Annotated in this window: 24 protein-coding genes; 16 read left to right on the forward strand and 8 right to left on the reverse strand. The window is 52.7% G+C overall.

Annotated elements, in window-relative coordinates:
* The first annotated feature begins 15 nt into the window (after positions 1-15).
* The 10 genes from IVG45_RS04305 (at position 16) to waaC (ending at position 9,781) form a co-directional block, all read left to right on the forward strand.
* Positions 16-1,938 (forward strand): ATP-dependent DNA helicase, encoded by a 1,923-nt coding sequence (locus tag IVG45_RS04305; RefSeq protein ID WP_196436655.1) that lies wholly within the window; start codon positions 16-18, stop codon positions 1,936-1,938.
* Entirely contained in the window at positions 1,935-2,618 is a 684-nt protein-coding gene (gene tsaB, locus IVG45_RS04310; RefSeq protein ID WP_196436656.1) for a tRNA (adenosine(37)-N6)-threonylcarbamoyltransferase complex dimerization subunit type 1 TsaB, read from the forward strand. Before IVG45_RS04305 ends, tsaB begins: the two co-directional genes overlap by 4 nt.
* Positions 2,619-2,654: 36 nt before the next feature.
* Positions 2,655-3,278, forward strand: a complete 624-nt coding sequence (locus IVG45_RS04315) for an L-threonylcarbamoyladenylate synthase (protein ID WP_196436657.1) — start codon at positions 2,655-2,657, stop codon at positions 3,276-3,278.
* A gap of 1 nt (position 3,279) precedes the next feature.
* Positions 3,280-3,933 carry a site-2 protease family protein gene (locus tag IVG45_RS04320; RefSeq protein WP_196436658.1) on the forward strand — a complete coding sequence of 218 codons (654 nt, stop codon included), beginning with the start codon at positions 3,280-3,282 and terminating at the stop codon, positions 3,931-3,933.
* Between the two features lie 46 nt (positions 3,934-3,979).
* Positions 3,980-4,801 (forward strand): segregation and condensation protein A, encoded by an 822-nt coding sequence (locus IVG45_RS04325; protein ID WP_196436659.1) that lies wholly within the window; start codon positions 3,980-3,982, stop codon positions 4,799-4,801.
* 313 nt (positions 4,802-5,114) lie between these two features.
* Complete coding sequence (gene scpB / locus IVG45_RS04330) at positions 5,115-5,786, forward strand: SMC-Scp complex subunit ScpB (RefSeq protein WP_196436660.1); 672 nt, start codon at positions 5,115-5,117, stop codon at positions 5,784-5,786.
* Positions 5,761-6,534: a 23S rRNA pseudouridine(2605) synthase RluB gene (gene rluB / locus IVG45_RS04335; RefSeq protein ID WP_230874751.1), complete on the forward strand. Its 774-nt coding sequence runs from the start codon at positions 5,761-5,763 to the stop codon at positions 6,532-6,534. Before scpB ends, rluB begins: the two co-directional genes overlap by 26 nt.
* Positions 6,535-6,823: 289 nt before the next feature.
* Positions 6,824-7,750: a branched-chain amino acid transaminase gene (locus tag IVG45_RS04340; RefSeq protein ID WP_196436661.1), complete on the forward strand. Its 927-nt coding sequence runs from the start codon at positions 6,824-6,826 to the stop codon at positions 7,748-7,750.
* Positions 7,751-7,807: 57 nt separating this feature from the next.
* Positions 7,808-8,767 (forward strand): lipopolysaccharide heptosyltransferase II, encoded by a 960-nt coding sequence (waaF, locus tag IVG45_RS04345; RefSeq protein WP_230874873.1) that lies wholly within the window; start codon positions 7,808-7,810, stop codon positions 8,765-8,767.
* A gap of 6 nt (positions 8,768-8,773) precedes the next feature.
* Positions 8,774-9,781 carry a lipopolysaccharide heptosyltransferase I gene (gene waaC, locus IVG45_RS04350; RefSeq protein ID WP_196436663.1) on the forward strand — a complete coding sequence of 336 codons (1,008 nt, stop codon included), beginning with the start codon at positions 8,774-8,776 and terminating at the stop codon, positions 9,779-9,781.
* A gap of 442 nt (positions 9,782-10,223) precedes the next feature.
* Here the strand turns inward: waaC and IVG45_RS22565 are convergent, their stop codons facing one another.
* Positions 10,224-10,364, reverse strand: coding sequence for a hypothetical protein (locus tag IVG45_RS22565; protein WP_230874752.1), 141 nt, complete (start codon positions 10,362-10,364; stop codon positions 10,224-10,226).
* Between IVG45_RS22565 and IVG45_RS22950 the strand changes: the two genes are divergently transcribed.
* Complete coding sequence (locus tag IVG45_RS22950) at positions 10,308-10,484, forward strand: ISAzo13-like element transposase-related protein (protein ID WP_442923364.1); 177 nt, start codon at positions 10,308-10,310, stop codon at positions 10,482-10,484. The two genes, IVG45_RS22565 and IVG45_RS22950, sit on opposite strands and share 57 nt — an antisense overlap.
* A gap of 42 nt (positions 10,485-10,526) precedes the next feature.
* Positions 10,527-11,456, forward strand: a complete 930-nt coding sequence (locus tag IVG45_RS04360; RefSeq protein ID WP_230874753.1) for a 2OG-Fe(II) oxygenase — start codon at positions 10,527-10,529, stop codon at positions 11,454-11,456.
* A gap of 148 nt (positions 11,457-11,604) precedes the next feature.
* Here IVG45_RS04360 and IVG45_RS04365 read toward each other — a convergent pair whose 3' ends face one another.
* The 7 genes from IVG45_RS04365 to IVG45_RS04395 all read right to left on the reverse strand — a co-directional run bounded on the left by IVG45_RS04365 (position 11,605) and on the right by IVG45_RS04395 (position 19,795).
* The gene (locus IVG45_RS04365) at positions 11,605-12,399 is read right to left on the reverse strand and encodes a DUF3313 family protein (RefSeq protein ID WP_196436664.1); all 795 of its coding nucleotides are present in this window, start codon (positions 12,397-12,399) and stop codon (positions 11,605-11,607) included.
* A gap of 37 nt (positions 12,400-12,436) precedes the next feature.
* Positions 12,437-14,827 (reverse strand): arylsulfatase, encoded by a 2,391-nt coding sequence (locus IVG45_RS04370; protein ID WP_196436665.1) that lies wholly within the window; start codon positions 14,825-14,827, stop codon positions 12,437-12,439.
* Positions 14,828-14,983: 156 nt separating this feature from the next.
* Complete coding sequence (locus tag IVG45_RS04375; protein WP_230874874.1) at positions 14,984-15,928, reverse strand: SphA family protein; 945 nt, start codon at positions 15,926-15,928, stop codon at positions 14,984-14,986.
* 217 nt (positions 15,929-16,145) lie between these two features.
* A complete protein-coding gene (locus tag IVG45_RS04380) occupies positions 16,146-16,868 on the reverse strand; it encodes a DUF3313 domain-containing protein (protein WP_230874754.1) in 723 nt (240 codons plus the stop codon).
* 60 nt (positions 16,869-16,928) lie between these two features.
* A complete protein-coding gene (locus IVG45_RS04385) occupies positions 16,929-17,303 on the reverse strand; it encodes a putative quinol monooxygenase (protein ID WP_196436667.1) in 375 nt (124 codons plus the stop codon).
* A gap of 171 nt (positions 17,304-17,474) precedes the next feature.
* On the reverse strand, positions 17,475-19,508 hold the full coding sequence (locus tag IVG45_RS04390; protein WP_196436668.1) for a sigma-54-dependent transcriptional regulator: 2,034 nt from the start codon (positions 19,506-19,508) through the stop codon (positions 17,475-17,477).
* 74 nt (positions 19,509-19,582) lie between these two features.
* Positions 19,583-19,795 carry a hypothetical protein gene (locus IVG45_RS04395; protein ID WP_196436669.1) on the reverse strand — a complete coding sequence of 71 codons (213 nt, stop codon included), beginning with the start codon at positions 19,793-19,795 and terminating at the stop codon, positions 19,583-19,585.
* A gap of 291 nt (positions 19,796-20,086) precedes the next feature.
* On the opposite strand from IVG45_RS04395, the gene IVG45_RS04400 reads away from it, so the two are divergent.
* From IVG45_RS04400 to IVG45_RS04415, 4 genes are all read left to right on the forward strand, one after another.
* The gene (locus IVG45_RS04400; protein ID WP_196436670.1) at positions 20,087-21,976 is read left to right on the forward strand and encodes an esterase/lipase family protein; all 1,890 of its coding nucleotides are present in this window, start codon (positions 20,087-20,089) and stop codon (positions 21,974-21,976) included.
* 203 nt (positions 21,977-22,179) lie between these two features.
* Positions 22,180-22,698 (forward strand): hypothetical protein, encoded by a 519-nt coding sequence (locus IVG45_RS04405; protein ID WP_196436671.1) that lies wholly within the window; start codon positions 22,180-22,182, stop codon positions 22,696-22,698.
* Positions 22,686-22,838, forward strand: a complete 153-nt coding sequence (locus tag IVG45_RS04410; RefSeq protein ID WP_230874755.1) for a hypothetical protein — start codon at positions 22,686-22,688, stop codon at positions 22,836-22,838. Before IVG45_RS04405 ends, IVG45_RS04410 begins: the two co-directional genes overlap by 13 nt.
* A 736-nt stretch (positions 22,839-23,574) precedes the next feature.
* On the forward strand, positions 23,575-23,865 hold the full coding sequence (locus IVG45_RS04415; protein ID WP_196436673.1) for a cupin domain-containing protein: 291 nt from the start codon (positions 23,575-23,577) through the stop codon (positions 23,863-23,865).
* Positions 23,866-24,162: the final 297 nt, after the last annotated feature.

A 24,162-nucleotide genomic window follows, 5' to 3' on the forward strand; every position in this document is an offset into this window, starting at 1 on the left:
ATAGGTTGTTGCTCAATGACTGATCTTGCCGAGATATTCGGCGGCGATGGGGCGTTGGCGGGTGTCATTTCCGGTTATTTACCGCGTTCCGCCCAGATTGAAATGGCGCGGAAAATCGCCGACGCCATCGACAGCCAGCAAAACCTGATTGCCGAGGCCGGCACCGGCACCGGCAAGACCTTCGCCTACTTGATTCCGGCTATATTGTCCGGCAAAAAAGTCATCGTTTCCACCGGCACCAAGAACCTGCAGGATCAACTGTTCAGCAAGGATTTGCCATTGATCCGCAAGGCCTTGAGTCATACCCCGTTCAAGGCCAGTTTATTGAAGGGGCGGGCCAATTATTTATGCACTTACCGGTTGGAACTGGCGCTGAATTCGGCCTTCGGTTACAGCCAGGAAGATGCCGCCGCGTTATCCCAAATCAAGGCCTGGTCCAAGCGCACCAAGGCCGGCGACGTGTCGGAAGTGGTCGACGTGCATGACGGCGACCCGGTCTGGTTCCATGCTACTTCCACTACCGATAATTGCCTGGGGCAAAATTGTCCGGATTATGCGGATTGTTTTTTGACCAAGGCCCGTAAGCAGGCACAGGAAGCCGACATCGTGGTGGTCAATCATCATTTGCTTTGCGCGGATTGGTCGATACGCGAAACCGGCTTCGGCGAATTGCTGCCGGATGCCGAGGTGGTGATTATCGACGAAGCCCACCAACTGGCGGATACCGCCTCCAATTTTCTCGGCGTGACTATCAGCGGCAAGCAGTTGACCGATCTGGCCGACGACAGCCTGGCCGAATATTTCACCGATGCCAAGGACATGCCGGACTTGCGCACGGCTTGCGAGGACTTGCAGCACGAAGTCAAGGACATGCGGCTGGCCTTCGGCTTGGAACTCAAACGCGGCGAATGGCAGGATATCGAAACCAATCCGAAAATCGCCGGAGCCTTGGATTCGCTGCAGAAACAACTGGCCAGATTGACCGACCAATTGGAACGAGCCTCGGTGCGCGGCAAGGGCCTGGAATCCTGTTTCGACCGAGCCGAAGCGCTGGATATGCAGCTGGAAACCCTGATCAAGGATCAGGACGGGCAGTGGATTAAGTGGTACGAAACCTATAGCAAATCTTTCGCGCTGAGCCGCACTCCGCTGGATATTGCCAAGGAATTTCGCGGTTTCATGGCGCGGCATAAAGCTACCTGGATCTTTACCTCGGCAACCTTGAGCGTGGCCAATAATTTCGTGCATTTCTCCAAAAGTCTTGGCCTGAATGGTGCTGACAGCCAAAGCTGGGAAAGCCCTTTCGATTATCCTAATCAGGCCCTGTTTTATCATCCAAAAGGCTTGCCGCAACCCAGCGACCCGGAATTTACCGACAAGATCGTCGAATTTGCCTTGCCGGTTTTGGAAGCCAGTCGAGGCAGGGCCTTTTTCCTGTTCACTAGTCATCGTGCCCTGCAGCGCGCCGCGCAGTTGCTGGAAGGCAAGATCGATCATCCCTTGCTGGTGCAGGGCACGCGTTCCAAGGGCGTGTTGCTGGATCAGTTCAAGCAGTTGGGCAATGCGGTGTTGTTGGCGACCGCCAGTTTTTGGGAGGGCGTCGATGTGCGTGGCGATGCCTTGTCTTGCGTGATTATCGACAAACTACCGTTCGCCTCGCCGGGCGATCCGGTATTGAAGGCGCGATTGAGCGCGATGGAAAAACAAGGCCGTAATCCATTCTTTGAGCACCAACTACCCAGCGCCATCATCATGTTGCGCCAAGGAGTAGGGCGTTTGATACGCGACGTTAACGACCGTGGCGTGTTGATGGTCTGCGATCCCAGATTATTGAAGCGTGCCTATGGGCAAATGTTTTTGGATAGCGTGCCGGCCATGAAGCGCAGCCGGGACATCAATGATGTGCGGAAATTTTTTGCGACGGAGGAAAACACTTGAAATTACTGGCGCTGGAAACCTCCACCGATGCCTGTTCGGCGGCTTTGTTGATCGATGGCGACATCCGGGAAAAATTCGAGCTGGCTCCGCGTGAACACACCAAGCTGATTTTGCCGATGATAGACAGTCTGATGGCCGACGCTCAACTTAAACCGCAACAGTTGGACGCGGTAGTCTTGAGTCGCGGCCCCGGTTCGTTTACCGGCGTGCGCATCGCCACCGGAGTGGCGCACGGCATCGCTTTTGGCGCCGATTTGCCGGTGGTGTTGGTGTCGACCCTGGCGGCGATTGCCCAGGATTTTTTCAATCGGCATGATGTCGGAATCTCTTTTACCGCGATGGATGCCAGGATGGATGAAATATTCTGGGGCGTCTATCGGCGCAATGGATTGGGTTTGGCCGAATTGCTGGGCGGCGAGGCGGTGACGCCGGCCGCCGCGGCGGTATTTCCGGATGTTTCAGGCTTCGGGGTCGGTTCCGGCTGGGGCGTGCATGGCGAAGTTTTGACGGCTCGATTAGGTCGTCGAGTTGAAGACATCGTTTCCGAGGTCTGGCCGCGGGCGGCCTGCATCGCCCAACTGGGAGCCTACGATTTCGCCAACGGACTGGCCGTTCCGGTCGAGCAGGCCATGCCGGTATACTTGCGGGACAAAGTCGCCAAAAAGCAGTCGGAAAGATAAGGTACAATGGCTTTCATTTAATCCTTGTTCCGACTAATGGCCGAGTTTCTCGAAATCCATCCACAAAATCCGCAGCCACGCTTGATACAACAGGCGGTCGCCATTATCCGTAACGGCGGCGTCATCGTCTATCCCACCGATGCCTCCTATGCCTTGGGTGCTCAAATCGGCGACAAGCAGGCGATGGACACTATCCGCCGTATCCGCCGGCTGGATGATAATCACAATTTTACCTTGCTGTGCAACGACCTGTCGCAGGTGTCGACTTTTACCAAGATGGGGAACGATGCCCACCGCTTGATCAAAAACCTGACACCGGGGCCATTCACCTTTCTGCTGGATGCGACCCGCGAAGTGCCGCGCCGGTTGCAACACCCGAAAAAGAAAACCATAGGCGTCAGGATTACCGACAACCGGATTGCTCGTGCTTTATTGGAAGAATTGGGCGAACCGCTGTTGACCACCACGATGATCTTGCCGGGTGAAGACGAGGCCATGGCCGATCCTTATGACATCCGGCAAAAACTGGATCGTGAGCTGGATTTAATCATCGACGGCGGTGTCATCGACTACAAACCCACCACCGTGATCGCATGCATCGATAATGTGATCGAAATCGTCAGACAAGGCGTTGGTAAAGCCCCGATGCTGGAGACTTAATATGATGGACGAACTGACGCTGGTACAGCGTATCGTCGTGTGGATTCTGCCGGTAATTTTCGCGATTACCGTGCATGAGGTGGCGCATGGCTGGATGGCTAAGCAATATGGCGACAAAACCGCCGATCAACAAGGGCGTCTGACCTTGAATCCGCTAAAACATATCGATCCGTTGGGAACCATTATCATCCCCGGTTTGCTGCTGATTAGCTTTACCGGCTTTATTTTCGGCTGGGCCAAGCCGGTGCCGGTCGACGCCCGCAATTTCAAAAATCCGAAACAAGCCATGATGATGGTGGCTCTGGCCGGGCCGTTGTCCAACGTATTGATGGCTCTCGCTTGGGCCTTGTTGGCACGTATCGGCGTTGCCATCGAAATCGAGTTTATTTCCATGCCGCTGATCTACAGTGGCGTGGCCGGTATCACTATTAACCTGGTACTGGCCTTGATCAACATGCTGCCGATTCCGCCGTTGGATGGGAGTCGGATCGTGGCCGGATTGTTGCCGGATTACTGGGCCTGGCGCTTCAATCAGCTCGAACGCTGGGGGTTTTTGATCCTGCTGTTACTGCTGGCCACCAATGCATTGGGTGCGATTTTGTCTTATCCGATGTATTACGCTCAACAATTGTTCTTTAGCTTGGCCGGCTTGTGAGTTGGTTTAGAAATGTGGGATACGCAGTGCGTACCCTAGCATAAACATGAATGCGGTAGAGCCTCGGGTAGAAGCGCCCATTACCCCATTGGCGATGGTCGAGGGCCAGCCCTATCAGGATGCGCCCGACGATTTATACATTCCGCCCGATGCTCTGGAAGTTTTTTTGGATGCGTTCGAAGGACCGCTGGATTTGCTGCTGTATTTGATTCGGCGCCAGAATCTGGATATTCTGAATATCCCCATCGCTCAGATTACCCATCAATATATCGGCTACATCGAGATGATGGATCAGATGCGGCTGGAACTGGCGGCGGAGTATCTGGTGATGGCGGCGCTACTGGCGGAAATCAAATCCCGCATGCTGTTGCCCAGACAGCCAGAGAGCGAAGAAGAGGAAGAAGACCCGCGCGCGTTCCTGATCCGTAAACTGCAGGAATACGAAGCGATCAAAAAAGTCGCCGAGGAAATCGATTTATTGCCCAGAAACGAGCGCGATACTTTCGAGGCCAGCGTCGATGTGTCGACTGTCAACGTACTGCAGGCCCCGCCGGATGTGCAACTCAAGGAAATATTGCTGGCGTTTCAGGATGTATTGAAACGCGTCGAGCAACTCAGTCATCACCAAATAACCAAAGAGCCCTTATCAGTCCGTGAACGAATGGCAGCCATCTTGGAAAAACTTAACGGAGCAGATCAGCTCCCTTTCGCAGCGTGTTTTACCCGAAGTGAAGGAAAAAATGGGGTGGTTGTCGCGTTTCTTGCCATCCTTGAACTCTCCAAGGAGCGAATCATCGACATCTTCCAGCCCGAACCCTACGCCGCCCTCAGCGTTAGAATCCGCCCCGCCACCGCTGGCGGCGATTGACGAGCCGATTAGCGAAACCGTCGTCGATGATGTCATTTCGGAACCCGAACCTAAACCCAAGCCGCGCAAACCCCGAGTCAAGCCGGAGCCTGTTACGGTCTTTGTTCAAGCCCGAAGGAAAGCCGCGCGCTTCCCGGCTGTTTGGACGGCTGAATTGCGCGAGCGCACAATTCCACCGCCTAGCTCGCTGTCGCCCGAACGAAAGGCCGCGACCCGCTTGCCATCCACTTGGGCATCAGACTTGCGCCGGAACAAACAGCAGCCTATTGTTATAGAGCGCCAACCGTTATTACCCGAAAATATTGAGTGCGACGTGAATACCAAACGCATCGTGGAAGCCATCCTGTTTGCCGCCAACAAACCGATGACGATCAAGCAGATACAAGAGGCCTTTCCCGAACTGGAACAGCCCGATACCCTGGAAATCCAGGTGGCGCTGGAAGCCATCGCTCAGGATTATCTGCCGCGGCCGATCGGCTTGAAACAATTGGCGAGCGGTTACCGCTTCCAAATCAAGGAAGGCATGGCGCCCTGGGTGACTCGGCTGTTCGAGGAAAAGCCGGCACGCTATTCCAGAGCCTTGTTGGAAACCTTGTCCATCATCGCCTACCGCCAACCGGTGACGCGCGGCGAGATCGAGGACATACGCGGTGTCAGCGTGAGTTCCGGCATTATTCATACCTTGCTGGAACGGGAGTGGATACGGGTGATTGCCCATAAGGAAGTGCCGGGACGTCCGGCTTTGTATGGCACTACCAAACAATTTCTGGATTATTTTAATTTAACCTCGTTGAACGAATTACCCACGCTGCAAGAAATCGTCGATCTTGATTTCAGCAACGAACAACCACAGCAGGAACATCGTGAAAGACCGCAAACCGAACCATCCCAAACAGAACCCCCATTCGAATCAGCGGAACAAGCAATCGGAGACGGAACGCAAGCCGAGACCGACGGCGATGCCGAAAGCCCAACCATCCACTAAAACCGGCGCGGCAGGCGGCGAGCGCATCCAGAAACTGCTGGCCAGAGCCGGTCTGGGTTCGCGCCGGGAAATCGAACGCTGGATAGAAGAGGGCAGGTTGACGGTCAACAATAACCCGGTTCAGCCCGGTTATCACTTGAAACCCGGCGACCATCTGCAAATCAATGGGCGGGTGGTGAAATGGGAAAAATATGCCGAGCAACCGACTCGGGTGCTGGTCTACCACAAGCCGGTCGGTGAATTGGTCACCCGGCGCGATCCGGAGGGGCGGCCGGTGATTTTTACCCAGCTGCCGCGGTTGCCGGTCGGGCGCTGGATAGCCGTGGGTCGGCTGGATATCAATACGTCCGGCATGATTTTGGTCACCAATAACGGCGAACTGGCCAATCGCCTGATGCATCCGTCGCGCCAGGTCGAGCGCGAATATGCGGTACGCATCTTGGGCGAAGTCGACGAAGCCATGATGGAGCGGCTCAGAGTCGGAGTGGAATTGGAGGATGGTCCGGCGCATTTCGACGAGGTGCGTTTTTATGCCGGCGAAGGCGCCAATAAATGGTTTTATGTCACGGTCAAACAGGGGCGTAACCGTCTGGTCCGGCGCTTGTGGGAATCGCAGGGCGTCAAGGTCAGCCGTTTGATCCGGGTGCGTTACGGTGACGTGGTATTGCCGGAGCGGGTCAGAACCCATTCGTTTTACGAATTGGAGCCCAAGGAATTACAAGCTTTGATGGACTTCGTCGAGCTGTGAGCATTAATTTTTTGATTCAAACCATGGAACAATTCGCCAATTTCAAACAGGTAGGCCGAACTGTTCCTGGTTTATTTAGTTGCTCGGACGGGCTTTGACTGTTTGCCCCAATTGCCGGGTATGGGCATGGGCGTGGATTGCTTGGTAAAGGCTTAAACAGCAAGCTAACCGGCATAAATCGGCGATTTTTCTGTTTAGAGTCGCATCCTCGCTGGTGTACAATCCCGCTCATGGCTTATACGCCGAACCCTTTTATACACACTTACAATTTAGAACACAGGTTCAGACGATGAAAACGATGGATGACAGAGACGGTTGGATATGGCTAGACGGACAATGGGTAGCATGGCGCGATGCGAAAGTCCATGTCTTGACCCACACCCTGCACTACGGCTGCGGCGTGTTCGAAGGCTTGCGCGCTTATAAAACCGACAACGGCACCGCGATTTTCAAACTGGCCGAGCACACCGACCGCCTGTTCCGTTCCGCGCATATCATGAACATGAAAATGCCGTTCTCCAAAGAGGAGATCAATCAGGCCCATCGCGACGCGGTCGCTAAAAATAATCTCGACAGCGCCTACATCCGCAGCATGTGCTTCTTCGGTTCGGAAGGCATGGGCTTGCGTGCCGACAACCTGAAAGTGCATGTGATGGTCGCCGCCTGGACTTGGGGTGCTTATCTGGGCGCGGAAAACATGGAAAAAGGCATCCGCATCCGCACGTCTTCCTATACCCGCAACCACGTCAACAGCACCATGTGCAAAGCCAAGGCCAACGGCAATTACATCAATTCCATCCTGGCCTTGCAGGAAGCCTTGTCGACCGGTTACGACGAAGCTCTGTTGCTGGACCACGAAGGCTTCTGCGCCGAAGGCAGCGGTGAGAACCTGTTCATCGTCCGCAACGGCAAAATTTACACGCCGGAAACCACCTCGGCGCTGGAAGGCATCACCCGTGATACTTTGCTGACCATCGCCCGCGAGCAAGGTTACGAAGTGATCGAAAAACGCATTACCCGCGACGAAGTCTATGTCGCCGACGAAGCCTTCTTCACTGGTTCCGCCGCCGAAGTGACGCCGATTCGTCAATACGACAATCGCGACATCGGCTCCGGCAGCCGGGGACCCGTCACCGAGAAACTGCAGGCTTTGTATTTCGATTATGTTCACGGTCGTAAAGCCGATCACAAGGAATGGCTGACGCCGGTAGCTTAAGTTTTCGTGTCAAAACCGTTTAACATCCTGGTCATCGGCCCGTCCTGGGTCGGTGACATGGTGATGGCGCAAAGCCTGTTCATCACCCTCAAACAACAACATTCCCACTGCAATATCGATGTGCTGGCGCCGGCATGGTCATTGCCGTTGCTGGAACGTATGCCGGAAGTAAGGCTAGGCATTGCCATGCCGCTCGGCCACGGCCAGCTTGGTCTCGGCGCGCGCTTGGCGCTTGGCGGGCAATTGAGAGCGAATCAATACGATCAGGCTATCGTGTTACCCAATTCGTGGAAGTCGGCGCTGGTGCCGCTTTTTGCCGGCATTCCCAAACGCAGTGGTTATCTGGGCGAGCTGCGCTGGGGGTTGTTGAACGACGCCCGCCGTCTCGATAAAAGCCGGTTGACGATGACCGTACAGCGCTTCGTGGCACTGGGTTTGCCGGCCGATGCGCCGCAGCCGCCGGACTATGCCTTTCCCAAGCTGGCGATTAGCGCCGAACAGCGGCAGCAAGTCCTGCGGAAATTTCAAATAACCGGTAACGGTAAAATTCTGGCGTTATGCCCCGGCGCCGAATACGGCCCGGCCAAGCGCTGGTCCGTCGAACACTATGCCGCCGTGGCTCGCGCCAAGCACGCCGCGGGCTGGCAAATTTGGTTGTTCGGCTCGGATAAGGACAAGGTGGTTGCCGAGCAAATCGATCGGTTATCCGGCGGAATTTGCCGAAATTTCGCCGGCGTTACCTCGCTGGCCGAAGCGGTGGATTTGTTGTCTCTGACCGACATCGTGGTCAGCAACGATTCCGGCCTGATGCATGTCGCCGCCGGGTTGGATAAAAAGGTCATCGCCTTGTACGGCTCGTCCGATCCCGGTTTCACGCCGCCGCTAAATGCTACAGCCGAGATTATCAGCCTCAAGTTGGATTGTTCGCCCTGTTTCAAGCGCGAGTGTCCATTGGGTCACACGCGTTGTCTGGCCGATATTGCGCCTGACCGGGTGTTGGCCGCGTTGGACGTTTAAGCGGGCATGAAAATCGCCATCGTCAAATTGTCCGCGCTGGGCGACATCGTGCATGCGATGGCGGCGCTACAGTTCATTAAGGCCGCCTTGCCGGAAGTTCATATCGATTGGCTGGTGGAACAAGGTTTTGCCGGGGTTTTAGCCGACAATCCGGATATTAGGCAGGTCTTGAGCGTCAATCTGAAAGCGCTGAAGACCGACAAAACCCTGTTGTTTCGGGAATTGGCCAAACTCAGGCAATACCGTGAACATCATTATGATCTGGTGATTGATGCTCAAGGCTTGATCAAATCGGCGATAGTGGCGCGGATACTTTCGGCCCAGTGCGCCGGTTTTGATCGCCATTCGATTCGGGAAAAATGGGCCGCCAGCTTCTATAACAAGACCGTAGCTTGCCCCTATGACGCCAATACCATAGACCGTAACGTCAAGGTCTTGACCCAGCCCTTAGGTATTAGTGTCAGCCACCAGCAAATTTTGGATAAACAGCCATTCTTGTTTTTCAAGCCGGCCGATTCCGTGCTGGACGATTATTTCCAGGTCGACAAGCATAATGTGATGCTGGTGATCGGTTCGACCTGGCCCAGCCGTAATTACCCGATCGAGCTATACCTAAAACTGATACTGGGACTGCAAGCCCATTGTTTGATTTGCTGGGGCAGCGAACAGGAGCAACAAAATGCGCAATGGCTGGCCGAGCGTAGCGATGCCCGCGTGTTGCCGCGCCTGAGTTTAAACGATTTAAAAGCCGCGATTGCCCGCGCCGATTTGTTGATCGGCAACGATACCGGCCCTACTCATATGGCATGGGGGATGAATCGGCCATCGATCACGTTGTTTGGCCCGACGCCGGTCAGCCGGGTGTATCAGACCGAGATCAACAAAGTGTTGAAATCGCCGTCCGTGGTCAATCCTTTTAAGCTGGATAAAAACGATTTTTCCATTGCTAAAATTCCGCCGCAACACGTTATTGAGTTGGCGCAAGGTCTGTTGGCCGGAACACCAGGAGTATGAACTATGACAAGCGTTTGCCACTAAACAATATAACGCCCAGCGCGGAACAATTAGCCACCAGAAACATAGCGACTGCGCCCGACTAATTCATCCAGCAATTCTTGCCTAGCATATCGCCAAAAACAACTTACCTGAATTGATAAAGGGGATCGACGAAAATATGGCGCTTTATCCAGCGCAAAATTAGAAACCAGTGATCGGTTACGAACAAGCCATTGAAATTAAAATGCAGCGACTGTTTTGTTTTGCACGCTATTGGAAAAGAATTAGCCTAGTTTGCGGGCATAGCAGTGACGAAACTGGCCATGGTGGTGTCGACTATATTGCGAAGTTATTTTAGATTGATCTCAAAACCATACGACGCGGAGTACAGGAATGAGACTTGACCGATGATCCACCATCGGACCTGGTCCGAAAAAAATGCGGGGCCGGAAATGGCGGTTCAGCACAACCTCCAGTTGTTGGATAACTTTTTGGCGACTTTGGCCTTGAAGGTCATAGCCATATCCAAGCGACTGTCGAAACTCTGGATCATGATTTCCCAAGTGCCAGCCAAGGCAAGCTGATTCCACATGGTATCCATGATGCGACCCTGAATGAGGGCACTATACATCTCAATACCAGCGAATTGTGTTGCGTTAGCATCTCCCTGTGCTGGCAACGGCATGGCAGTCGGCACTATTCCAAAACGTTGCGGATATGATTGGTTTTTTCAATCAAACGATCACTAATAGGAGTTTAGCCGTTGCTCTCGCAGCCCATCCACCACGATAGCCCGTTCCCGTTTTTTTATGCCAATTCTGCATTCTCGGATGAGCAGTGCGCCGCGCTTGAGTATTTATTCTTGCAAGAAGCCGAGTGGCAGCATCGGGATGGTGCGTTTTATCGGTGTTCTCTTAGGGACGTTACCGAGAATATTCCAGCTACGTTTCTGACGGAAGTGCTCATTAGAATGCGTCAGATTACAGGAATGCCTCTGATTAATCGTGTTGTGGTCACGGCTCAACGAATGCAGCCAGGACAAGTCATTGGTATACATAGCGACCGGCCGCTAGTGGGGTATGAGATTGCTCGACTGGTTGTGCAACTGAATATGCAATGGCAAGCTGAACATGGCGGCGTTCTGGAATTATTCTCGTCGCCGGAGAGTGAAGCGGTTTTCAGTGTTAACCCCGAGTACAACAAAGCCTTTGGCTTTCTGCTTCACGTCGATTCATACCACGGCGTCACCGAGGTTACCCAGCCGCGACAAACAGTCGTCTTCAATTTCTGGCATGCGGCGAATACACCAGAACTTGCCGCGCACGTTCAAGCCTTGTTTGCCAACATTCATTTCTCTGACTTGCCGACAGCACTCAATCCTGTTGCCTCGACCGCGGAACTGAGTCTGCCCGAAGATACGACATTTCGTGCAGGCACAGCCGCCGTTGCACTCCAGCGCTGGGGCTATGATGAGACTACCATTGTGGCCGGGTATCTGCACAGCGCCGGTCTTTCCATCTGTGATACTAACGATGCCGAGACCTATGCCGCCGTGCTATTGGCCGATTGGGTGGCGTGTTTGTATCGGGATGCGTTTGATTTGGCACGTTGGCAGATCTTGCGACGCGAACTTGAGGGAATAGAAGTGTTTACACGCCTGATGCCTACATGGCGGCTTTGTCTGCCGGAATAGAGACAACCTGCCGCAGCTAAACCAAAGCTTGCGGCAGTTGTTTTTGCCGAATAGTCAGTGCCTGAAAATAGCTGCGCTTAATCGACCTCATGCTCACAACCCAGTGCAGATTGGTGCGTAAGCACAAATGTTCGAATAGCTGACGAAACTAAAATGGCCGCAAGGTAAAGGCCGTGGGGTCGGTAATCATCTCACCCGGTTTACGATTGGCAATCTGCACAAACTGCTCCGCCCAGCGGTCCATGATGCCTTTAACCGGTCCGTACCAGGTTAACCGGGTAAGATCGATTGGTCCCGCGTCTTGCGTATCGCGATCGGCAAACGTCGCAACCACCTCGCCGGTGCGCAGGTCGCGCAAGCGTCCTTCAAACGCGGCAGTACGTTTGTTGACTAAACCCACTGCGGTTCCCGTACCTGGAGGGCCGGCCCAACTCAGCGCATGCAGCATGGATTGCGACGGATTGACTTCGATCAATGCCAATTCCAACCTAAGCGCGGATGTCATGTTTTTCTGCGGATGTTCGATGACCTGAACCCGGTGATGCGGATCATTTTTGAAGCTTTTCACTACCTGAGCGTGAAAATACTGGGCGAGCTCTTGCGTATCTTTTTTGATATCGCCCAGCACGTTAGCGGAACTGAGTTGATGCATCCAGTCCAGTTCCAACATGTATTGGGTGTTTACCGGTGCAACAACCAGATTCCGGTAACCACCCAGTTCTAATCCCGGTTTGATCCACACCTTCTGAAAAGGAAGATCGGCGGGTTTTGACTGTCTTTCCGGGTGGTCGATAAATCCGGCATCCGGTGCGGGTTGCACCATTTCGTCCTTGATGGCATTGCTGCCGTTATTGACGGTAGAACAACCTACCGCCAGCAGAGCGGCGAGGCAGATAGGCAATAGCCCCGCCATTGAAGCGATGTTTTTTTGAGGATATTTCAAAGGTATTCTCCTGATTGAATGAAATCTACAGCAATGATTAGGATGGATTGTCATTGGCCGGAGCTTGGGTTTCCACGATCACTTTGACGATCTTGCCGGTAAACTGGTTATTGCCTTGGGCATAATCTTCGCTGACAGGGGTGTCTTCATCCGCACCCACATCAGCACCTTCATCCAGCGAGAACACGAATGGCGCGGTGTGTTCGATGCGGCCTTCCGCGGCTTTTTGACCATTCACCAATAGCGTTGCCGCTCCTCCCTTGCCGGAACCGCCGCCGTCATAAGCAAAATCCAGCTTGATGGTGGCTTTACCCGACGCCAAGGGCTGCGAGGAAACGATGCTGGTGCGTTGCATACCAACCAGATTATAGGTATAAGCGGGCTTGCCATCTTTCATATACAGCGCCCAGCCGCCGAAACGTCCACCTTGTGCCAAGATCACGCCATTCGCGCCATTTTCAGGCACTTCAACTTCAGCGGTTATGGTCAGCGAACGGTTTTTAACATCGATAAAGGCGTTTTCCATGATACCGGTCATGCCTTCATAGAGCGTCAACGAATGCCGTCCCGCCATCAAATCCGGGCGCCCCGCCAGCGCCGGCACCAGTCTTTCCAGACTGCGGTCATCCAGCGGCAGCACGTTGTATTTAACCGCTTCTTGCAGGAATAACGCCTGCATGGCTTTCAGCTTGGCGGGTCGTTGTGTCGCCAGATCGTGGGCCAGACTGAAATCGCTGCGGGTATCAAACAGTTCCCATTGATCCTGCTCGAACGGTGCCCGTGGCTGTTTTTCCCAAGGAGCGCGGTGAATGGTGCGCGCCAGCCAGCCGTCGTGATACAGCGCTCGATTACCGAGAATTTCGAAGTATTGCGTACGATGCCGATCAGCTGCGTTGGCATCGTTGAAGGTATAGGCCAGACTGGTGCCTTCAAATGGCTTTTGCGGCGTGCCATTGACCGTTTTCGGCGCGGGCAGGCCGGCAATTTCCAGCACGGTCGGGGCAATATCGACCACATGATGCCACTGCGAACGTAGCTCGCCGCTGGCATGAATGCCCTTAGGCCAATGCACCACCATACCGTTCTTGGTGCCGCCATAATCGGCCGCGACCTGCTTGGACCAGGCAAACGGCGCATTGCCGGCCACCGCCCAACCGACGGCGAAATGTGGGTAAGACTCCGGGCCGCCCCATTTGTCGATGAACGGCATTTGCTCCGCCACGTTGGCGGGCATGCCATTGAAGGCCAGCATTTCGTTGAACATGCCGACCATGCCACCCTCGGCGCTGGCACCATTATCGCCGGCGATATAAATGAACAGGGTATTGTCCATTTCACCGAGTTCTTCCAGCGCCGCGGCGAAGCGACCCACCTCGTGATCGGTAAATTCGGCAAAGCCGGCGAAGACTTCCATCTGCCTAGCATACAGACGTTTTTCCTCGTCGCTTAAGGTTTCCCAGTTCGCAATGACGGGCGGCTTGGGCGCCAGCTTGGTATCGGGCGGCACCACGCCCAGGCGGATTTGCCGGGCCAGGGTTTCTTCGCGGTATTTATCCCAACCCGCATCGAATTTGCCTTTGTATTTATTGATCCAGACTTGCGGCGCATGGTGCGGCGCGTGTGTTGCGCCGGGGGCAAAATACACAAAAAACGGCTTATCCGGCGTTAATGACTGTTGAGACCGCACCCAGGCGATGGAGCGATCGGTCATGTCGGTCATGAAGTTGTAATTGGGGTCGTGCGGCAGTTCTACACGCGCGGTGCCGTCAAAAATATACGGTGACCAATGGTTGGTTTCGCCACCGAGGAAACCGTAAAACTTCTCGAAGCCGGAACCGGTGGGCCAGCGCTCGAACGGTCCGGAGCCAGTGGTTTCCCACAATGGAGTCAGATGCCATTTGCCAAACGCGGCGGTATTGTAGCCGTTCAGCTTCAGCATCTCGGCCAGCGGTGCCACGCTGTTGGGGCGTATGCCGGTATTGCCGGGAAATGCCGTTGCAATGTCCTGCACAGCGCCGGTATTGTTGGTGTGATGGTTGCGGCCGGTGAGCAAAGCCGCCCGTGTCGGCGAACACAAGGCGGTGACGTGCATGTTGTTGTAGCGCAAACCGCTATTGGCCAAACGATCCAGGGTTGGCATGGCCACGCCGCCGCCGAAGGTGCTGGGCTGGCCGAAGCCCATATCATCGATCAGCACTACCACCACATTAGGCGCTCCCTTGGGCGCCTTGACCTCAAAACGCGCGGGAGCTTTGGCTTTACGCACATCGATTTCTTTGATGGGTTTTGGCTTGGTTTCGACAACAGGCAATACCGTACGATCCAGCTTATCGCCTGTTTCTGCGGCCTGTCTAGGCCTGGCCTGCACCGCGCCTATAATGGCAATCCAAATGCCTAAAGCCAGGATAAAGTTTGATTTCAGTTTCATGGCGATTATTTTTCAATTCGTGGCTGTCGATCCGCGCCGATACAATTGCCGCCAACACCGACTTTGGGTACAGCGGAGACGGATAGACTTACTTTTTTGTAATCTGAGGAGTTGATCATCTTTTTCTCCAAGTTGGAACGACAGAACTAGGTAAGGCTAGAATTTGATAGCGGCGGTGAACCCGGCGTAATCGCCGCGAAAGCGGGATTCAGCCTCAAATTCGGTAAAATAATGGAAAGTAAATTGCGTATCGGCCTTGGGTAGTGCCAGTCCGATTTGTCCGCCCACCGCATGCACCTGATTGGGCGAATTCAAAAAACTGGGCTGATCGGCACCGTGATTATCCTGCACCTGCCATTGGCTATAACCAGCCGGGCCTACTTCCAGCAGAACGTTATCGGTAATCGGCAAAAACTGGCTCATGCCCCAGTTCAAGGTGAAATGGCCGCCCTGGGTGAAATTATTGCCTTGGGTTTCATGATTTATTTCGTAAGTACCGGCCAGCATTAGTGCCGTGCCTTTGTGTTCGAAGGGATAATATGCACCGGCCAATTGGAATTGATGTCCCCAAAATCCCAAGCCGGTATTGGCAATGTCATCGACATTGTATTTTCCGCTGGGCGCATAAAATCCGTAGGCCGTGGACACATCGTAGTGCTTACCGTGCCAGCCCAGCATCAGCGGCTGCACGAAAATATCGGCGATATCAAAGGCACTGTCATCGACCGCGAGCTGTTTATTGAACGATGCCGCGCGATTCGCCAGATTAATGTTGGTCAGGGTATCCAGCGAGGCGCCAACAGTAGTGTTGGCGAAGGGTAGTGACAGCAGCATGGCATAATCGGCGCCGAATATTTGATAACCGGTATTCCAGACAAAGGTGGGTGCAATTAAGTACATGTCCACATTGGCATCGATATTTGCGGTAATCGACGCGCCCGCCGGTATGCCCGGCCCCAGGCTCCTGCCGGCTTGAAAGGTAGCGCTGTCAATGGCATTGCCGTGCTGGTCAGTTAATTCGGATGTTGAATAATTGCCCAGATATAGCGCGGCATAGACACCTTTCTTGTCCGGCACCAGAAAATCCCGGATATTCATCATCCCGGGCAAAAAGTGGCTCGCACCGGCAAAGCTTGAGATGGGCCAAGAGAGACTCGCTAGGGCGTAGAGCGCTCGACGAAATTGAGATGTAATGTCAGCCATGTTGATTTTTCTGATTTAAGCGGTGTAGCAGTGGAAACAAAGCAAACGCCATGCCCCCGTTAGCTGATAGCGAACTGTTAAAACTACCTGCGTTCGGATTTTGCAAATTCGTCCGTTAAGGTTTGGCGGTACCGGCAGTCCATGATGCCAACCGTTTAGTCAACATTTCACACCATTGATCGATGGCGTGTTCCGCATCGCCCCATTGCCATTGAAAGCTGTTAACGGCACTACCACCACCAATGCGCTTGTCGACTGCCGCCGCCAGCACAGCACCGGATACTGAATCGGTAATTCTGACTTCCCCTTGGGCTCCACCGACAAATGGGAAGGTACCGGTCGCCAAATACTTCAAATTACTCAACATGTGCGCCTGCGGCACTAGCATCGAAATGCTACGTAATACCGGGGTCGCTGCTTCGGCGTCGGTCATCGCCACTGTCACCTTCAAAACGCCTGGCCCCGGCTGGTCTGCGAGCTTTAATTTTTTCCCCAGTTGCTCGCGAAGCTGCTGCGAAAAATAATTCGTCAGGGCTTGTTGGTCGGCGGCGGGAACTGTCGTGGACTCTCCCCCCCAGAAAGTTACCGGGTCAATTAACACCTTGTCGTATTGTGTCCACTGCGCAGAGGGGGTGAAATAGCGATAGTTCACCTGATCTTTGCCGCCTGCTTGGAGTTTGTGACATTCGTTGGCTAGCAAACCGCAACGAACGTCTGACTGTTCGAGGGGTGCTTTTTGGGTGACGGTACAAGCCGTCAGCAGCAACGCACCTAATACTGACGCCGTCAAGGAGGCAAAGGATTTAAAGTGTCGTTTGGTAACCACTGGATTTATCATGATCATTCTTCCTGATTTTTGTTTTATTCAATGTTGATGGGTCGGTAATGTTCTTTAACCTCAATTACAGGTTTTTTCGCACGCATCATCAGCCAAATGAAATGGATAAGTTGTCTCGCCCATAACTTCAGCGGCATATCCAAGCCCGCGAATTTCATTAATGACTCTGAACTCGCAGCCAATAAACTCCGGTGCTGACTCGGTCAAGGCAATCAGTTGACTGAAGTGACGTGTACGAAGCATCGATTGAAGCTCATCTTCCGATTTCCACCTTTCAACATAGGAAAGGCAATAGGCATCCGAGACCGCCAAATACAGGTCTACGCCAAGACAACCTCGCTCGGCACGCGCCCAAGCCGCGACAAATTCAAATGCCTTTAACAATGACCGTCGTTTATGCCGCGGCAGGCGAATTGATAGATGAAGTTCAATCATGCATTAGACAGTGCAGCTTGCATGCCACACATGGCCATCACAAACTATTGACAGCTGTATTCTTATTAATTCAATAAGTTACAGTCAGATTGGTGGAAGGGTAAAAAAATTAAGCGTTCGAGGGGAATCGATAACTACTAAATATCGTAGATTGCATCCAACATAGTGGATTTATCGCAAAATCGGCCGAGCAATACCCAGTCTAGCCATTCGGCTTTCCAGAGTGGTAGGCTTGACATCCAGAATCAATGCCGCGCCCGCCGAACCACGAATTCGCCAACGGGTCGCCTCCAAAACTCGAACAATATGATCGCGTTCGACATCCGCCAGCGAAGCCAGGCCTAAATCATTGGCAGGCACTGCCGCCGCAGTTTTTGCAGCAGGTAAATCAATCCTCAGCGACGGCCCTTGCGCAAGGATCACCGCCCGTTCTATCACATTACGTAGCTCGCGAATGTTGCCAGGCCATGCATAGTTAATTAAAGCATTAATGCTGGCTTTGGAGATGGTCTCAATGGGTTTACCCATGGATTCAGCGAACTCGCGCACGAATGATTCGATCATGTGCGGCAAATCATCCAGCCGTTCGCGTAATGGCGGCAAATGAACGGGAAACACATTGAGACGGTAATAGAGATCCTCGCGAAACCGGCCAGCGGCAACTTCCTGGCGTAAATCCCGATGGGTAGCGGCGATGATACGCACATCCACTTTGATGGGGCGTGGGTTACCCAAGCGCTCAATCTCTTTTTCCTGTAGCACCCTGAGCAATTTGGCTTGCATTTCCAGAGGTAACTCGCCAATTTCGTCGAGAAAGAAAGTCGAACCATTGGCCAGTTCAAAACGGCCAAGCTGCCGGGCGACGGCGCCGGTATAGGCACCCTTTTCCCGTCCGAACAGTTCACTCTCAATCAGAGCGGTTGGAATGGCGGCGCAATTCACACGAATCATGGTTCTTTCACTGCGTGGACTGAGTTCATGGATGGCGGTTGCCAACAGTTCCTTTCCGGTCCCGGTTTCTCCGGTAATCAGCACGGAAGCCTGCGTCGGTGCCACTTGTTCGGCCAAAGTCAACGCTTGTTGCATCAGTGCACTACGACTCACAATACGGCTTAAACCTTGATGTTCTCCCGCTTCATGCCTTAGATAGACATTTTCCTGCTGCAGTCTGTCCTTCAAACCGCGAATTTCTTCCATCGCCTGCCGCAGCTGATCTGTAGCCAGTTTGCGTTCGGTAATGTCGAATCCCGCTCCCATCATCCGTTGCGGCTGTCCCGTCTCATCCTGTTCGCAATATCCGACGGCGCTAATCCAGCGAATTTGGCCATCGGGTAGACGGACTTGATATTCTTCGCGTAACTCACCACCTTCCAGCAAAATCCGCTGCAAGATAGTCTGCATCCGTATTGAGTCATCGGGCACCAGCGTTTCCAGGAAACGTTGCAATGTCACGGGTTCGTTGTGCGATACACCATAAATATCGCGGGCCCGTTCGGTCGCCCAAATGTTGTCCGCCTTGATATCCCAAACCCATAAGCCAACCTGGGCGGCATCCGCCGCTAAACGCATTTTGGCTTCACTTTCTTTCAGGACTTGCTCAGCCCGCTTGCGTGCCAGCACATTGGCAAACATATCGGCGATCAGGCGCAGTCTGCGCACCAAAGTATCTGGCCAATCCCTTGCATAACTTGACGAAAATGCCAGGCCGCCACGTACGTGTCCGCCGACTATCAACGGAAATATTAAATCGGCCCGAGTGCCCCAACGCAAAAAATTCTCCCGGTCAGCCGGTTCTAAATCCTCCACGTTACAAACGATAACTGTCTCACCTGCCAGCAAGGTTTTCATGACTAGAGGCACTTCGGTCATGACTGATTGAACGATATTGTGAGGAATGCAGGGCTTGTTGTAGCAATGGGTAACAAAGCCATCCTTGCCGTCGGGCGTTACCTCTCCGAGCGTTGCCCGATCCAGATCGATCGTTTCCGCGATTCTCCTCAAACTATCATTGATGACATCATCAATTTCTTCAGCCAGTAAGTTGACAAAACGCGCAGAAATTTCAGTCAACAGTGATTCAAACCGCAGACGATTTTCCAGCTCGGTCAGAAGCGCATTTTTAGTAAAATGTTCCATTAAATTGACCCGACAAGTATAAAAGACGCTACTCAATAGCGGCGCCGTTACGATGAATGGTTTTATCATAACGACTCCGATATGGCGTGTCAGGCATAATTGGTAGAGAAAACTCTAAAAATTTCCTTTCGTCGTTTTCCGACTCAAGTGTTTGACACTTTGTTTTGTCCGGCTGAATTCGCCTTGACCATTTCAACCTCAAGCGGCTTTACGACATCGTGGTGAACATCGCGCTGCAGAAAAGGAATAACACTGTCGGCCTCCGCGAACAGTTGTTCGATAGGCAAACGAACATCGCTCATCACTCGGTAACGATTGGGCTGAATCTGCGAGTTGATCCAAAAATCCAGTTTCAAGCCCAGTGCGTCGGAATTAAGTGTGAAGCGAAATGCTTGATTGACTCAAAAAGATCTACGACATATCGTAGGTTACACGAAATCAGCTCGTTTTAGGCAATCAATGATCGAATCGACGCGCGTAAGCCGCATTCTCTCGGCGCTTGAACATGGCTAATCGTGTGGCATTTTTTTTGCTAATAACTCTGGAAACATTCATGCGTTTTCCGCCAATCTAAATTCACACTGACAACCGAGCTCATGACGACAATTATTTCAGCCTCATATAAAAAGCTATTCTTGGTTTCGTTGATGCACATGGTGATATGCGCCACAGTCGCATTATCGCTGCAGGGCTGTGCGACGCCAGTCGGCAGTAATCCGGTTGACATTCAGACCGGCTATCGATTGAACACCGTCAGTGCGCTCTCGACCGCAGAGGCATCGGAACCTACAAAAACGGTACTCAGGCGCAACGGTTTGCTGGACCGCTTCGAAACCGAACCTGAAACGGTTCTGGCGGAATTACATGCCGGCTTAAAACCCAACGGGGATGAAGACAAACTGTTCGCACTGGCTGAACTGTCCATGCTACATGCGCAGCAAACCAACGACCATGCCTTTTTTCTGGCATCATCGGTCTATGCATGGTCGCTATTGTTTCCGGGCGACACCGGTGGTATCCAATTAAAGGCCTCCGATCCACGTTACCGTCTTGCTTACGATTTTTATAACCAAGGTATCGCTCAAGGTCTGGCGGATCCCGAAGACGATGACCAGGGGGAAATTGAAGTGATATTAACCCCCGGTGATTACCAGCTGCCCTTCGGCAAATTGACCATCGCGGTCGACGAGTCTGGGTTGACCTGGGGCGGGTATAAACTAGAGCATTTTATTTCAACGGCTTCGACAGAAGTGCGAGGTTTACGCAACCGCTATCGCATGCCTGGTTTAGGCGCCTCTTTAGCGGCCAGCATTGCCGCCAGACAGGAAACCGGCAGTAAAACCGTCGGTACTGACCGGTTGGGGCCACGGATCAAAGTTCCGGTGACGGCTGTATTGCATTTGAGCGATGCGCGCCGCCGCCTTGCCAGCGGTAATCTTGGCGCCCACATTCAGATTTACGCCGCCGACCAGGTCTTAGAAATCACGGTCAACGGTCAACCGCAATCCCTTGAGTACGAGCCTACTGCCGCGTTGGCACTTCAGCTACAAGACAATCCGATCTATGCATTGGAAATTGCCAATTTCTTTAGCGGCGGTTTATTCGACAGCATCGTTCCGCAAGATCGCGCCCAAGACGGCTTGCTTACTTTGCGCCCCTACCGACCAGGCAAGATACCCATCGTGTTGGTGCATGGCACCGCTTCAAGTCCACTGCGTTGGGCGGAATTAGTTAATGAATTGGAAGGCGATCCGCTTATTCGCGAAAGGTTTCAGATATGGGGATTCATGTACGACTCTGCCAACCCCGTTCCTTATTCCGCTGGCCGGCTAAGGACGGCTTTACAAAAGGCGGTCATGGAATTCGATCCCGAGGGAAAGGATAGCGCCATTCAACGAATGGTGGTAATCGGCCATAGCCAGGGCGGCTTATTGACCAAAACAACCGCAATTGACACGGGCACACGTTTCTGGGACTTGATTAGCGACAAACCGTTTAATGAAATCTCGGTCAGCCCCGAAACCCGGCAAATGTTGCAGGAATCTTTGTTTTTCAAACCCTTGCCGTTTGTCAAACGCGTGGTCTTCATTTCCACACCACAGCATGGCGCCATGGCGGCAGCCTATGATTGGGTGACAGGGCTGGTTTCAAGACTAGTCAAATTGCCGTCAACCGTGGTCAAGGGAATTGCGCAAGCAGCTACTTCCAGTGGCGACGAAAAGCTAAATCGTTTGTTGCATAGACCGCCAACCGCTGCGGACAATATGAATCCCAACAATCCCGGCTTGAAAGCATTGGCTTCCATTCCAGTATCACCGCTCGTGCGCGCGCACTCCATCATTGCAGTTGAAGGCGACGGCCCGGTAGAAGAAGGCGATGATGGCGTGGTGGCTTACAAAAGCGCGCATATCGACGAGGCAGTTTCTGAAAAAATCATTCGCTGGGGACATTCCTGCCAAGATCAGCCTGAGGCCATCGAGGAAATTCGCCGTATTCTGATGGAGCATTTGATCCTACCGGATTATGCATCCAGATAGATATATTTATGCTGATTTTTACGTCCTGTGCTGGACTGGACTGATCGGCTTGCTGGGTGAACAAAGCTGTCAGACATTCCGCCAAACGGATTGCTGCCATTTTGCTTCAATCAGTCGATCATCCGCCAAGACAAGATTGAGACGCTAAACGCTCGTTCAAAGCCACACATCTTTATCAACTGCAAGGTAAGGAATTCCAAGAAGTGGATGCACTGATTCCGGGTGACATTAGGGCGGTGATTAAAGTTGATGACATCAAATTCGATGTAGTGCTACACGACTCGCACGACGAGGATTACATTCATCTCAAGCCGTTAAGCTTTCCGAAATCTATGTTTGGATTGTCAGTAGAAACCAAACGCAAAGGCGACGAACAGCGATTGTTTGATGTTCTCGATAAACTGGCTTTGGAAGATAGCGGCGTGGTAGCAGGTTTTCCAGTGGTAGACGTGCGTGTTACCGTTTGCGATGGCAAAACTCATGCCGTCGACAGTAAAGAGATCGCTTTCGTTACGGCCGGCCATAAAGCAGTTATTGAAGCCATCCGCGCTGCGAAACCACTGATGTTGGAGCTTGTTGTGGATATTGAGATTATCGCTCCCGAAGCCACGATGGGTGACATTACTGGTGATCTCTCTGTCAAGCGCGGTCATATCATCGGCACAGACCAAGAGGACAAGGCAGAATCGTCATCAACGGTAAGGTGCCGTTGGCAGAATTGACCGATTATCAATCACGCTTGAACGCACTAACCAGCGGACGAGGTCATTATGCTATTGAGTTAAGCCATTATGCGGAATTACCACCACAAATCCAGCAGCAGTTGACCTGCGGGTTTAAATTGAAGGAAGACGAGGATTAAATAAATCTAGCGATTTCGCACAGCATTTCTGTATGCGAAGGATGGAAGTTATTCTCAGATGTTTCGTTAGATCCTTGGCAATATCAGGATCAATCAAGTTGCTTGAGTTCCAGTCTGCGTGGTTTTCGGGGCTAGCCTCGCCGTGGCCACCACTAACAAAGTCCTTGTAATACCGAATATAGCTGACGGCACCAAGCCCAATAATCGCGCGATACCCCCTGATGCGAACGCCCCCAGTTCGTTTGAAGAACCGATAAATATGCCGTTGATCGCCGTAACCGGCTTCGCATGGTGTCTGGTGTAGTCAGTTGCAAGATGGTGGTGGCTATCACCAGCGGATATTTGGAGTAAGGTTTATCAATTTATTGGCCGGTTGGCCCGCGTTGCTGCCCATGGCGAACGATTGCTTTCCGGCATCGAATTCTTGTCCCTGAATGTCGCAAACTGGCCGACAAGCGCCGACCAATTTAACAGGATTGCCGTCAGTAATCGGGCTTGGCGGTGTTGCGCCATGGTTTTGAAATTTATCCAGCAGGACAAGGAGTTGGGTGATGGTTTGGCGTAGTAAATCATTATCTGTTGGCCTGATTGTCCTCGATTCTATTCTCTTTCATCGAGGCTACAGACTGTTGATGTCTTACTAAGCCTCAATCTTGGATGCGCGCGAACGGTTTGATCATGATGGTCTATAAAATGCTAAAATCTAAACTCCATTAAACCAATGCAATGAACTGACATGACTCAAATCAAAATCGAACACAACCCCAGCGAAGAGCGTTTAAAAGAACTCGGCGTTTCAGGCTGGGCGATCTGGGAAAAAGAGATTTCCAAATTTCCGATAGACTTTGATGAAACCGAGTGCGCTTATGTGCTGGATGGCGAAATTCTGGTAACTCCGGCGGGCGGCGAACCGGTGCGGATTCTGCCGGGCGATTTGGTGGTGTTCCCAGCCGGCCTGGATAGCCAATGGGAAGTGGTAAAACCCTTGCGTAAGCATTATAGCTACGACTATCCAAACGGCATCTAGGCGATAGCCAGTCCGTCTATCGTGCGGAAGGGGCTTTCAGTCAGCCTATGCAAGCAAGCCACCGGTCAATAAGGTGATTTTTGAGAAAATTTGTATTTATTGTCAATGCTAAATAGGCCGTTCGCTGATTAGCGAAGCCTAAGTAGCCTAAGCGGACGGTTGACTTCGGCTTCGCTCAGTCAACGGTAAATGGCTTGGATTGGATACATTGATTGCCATAAATCGCTTAAGGATTGGGTTGGAAATAATTTCCGTGAATTCTTTGTAGGGCGAATGAATTCGCCCCTACAGGACATG

The organism is Methylomonas sp. LL1, assembly GCF_015711015.1.
Classification (GTDB): Bacteria; Pseudomonadota; Gammaproteobacteria; order Methylococcales; family Methylomonadaceae; genus Methylomonas.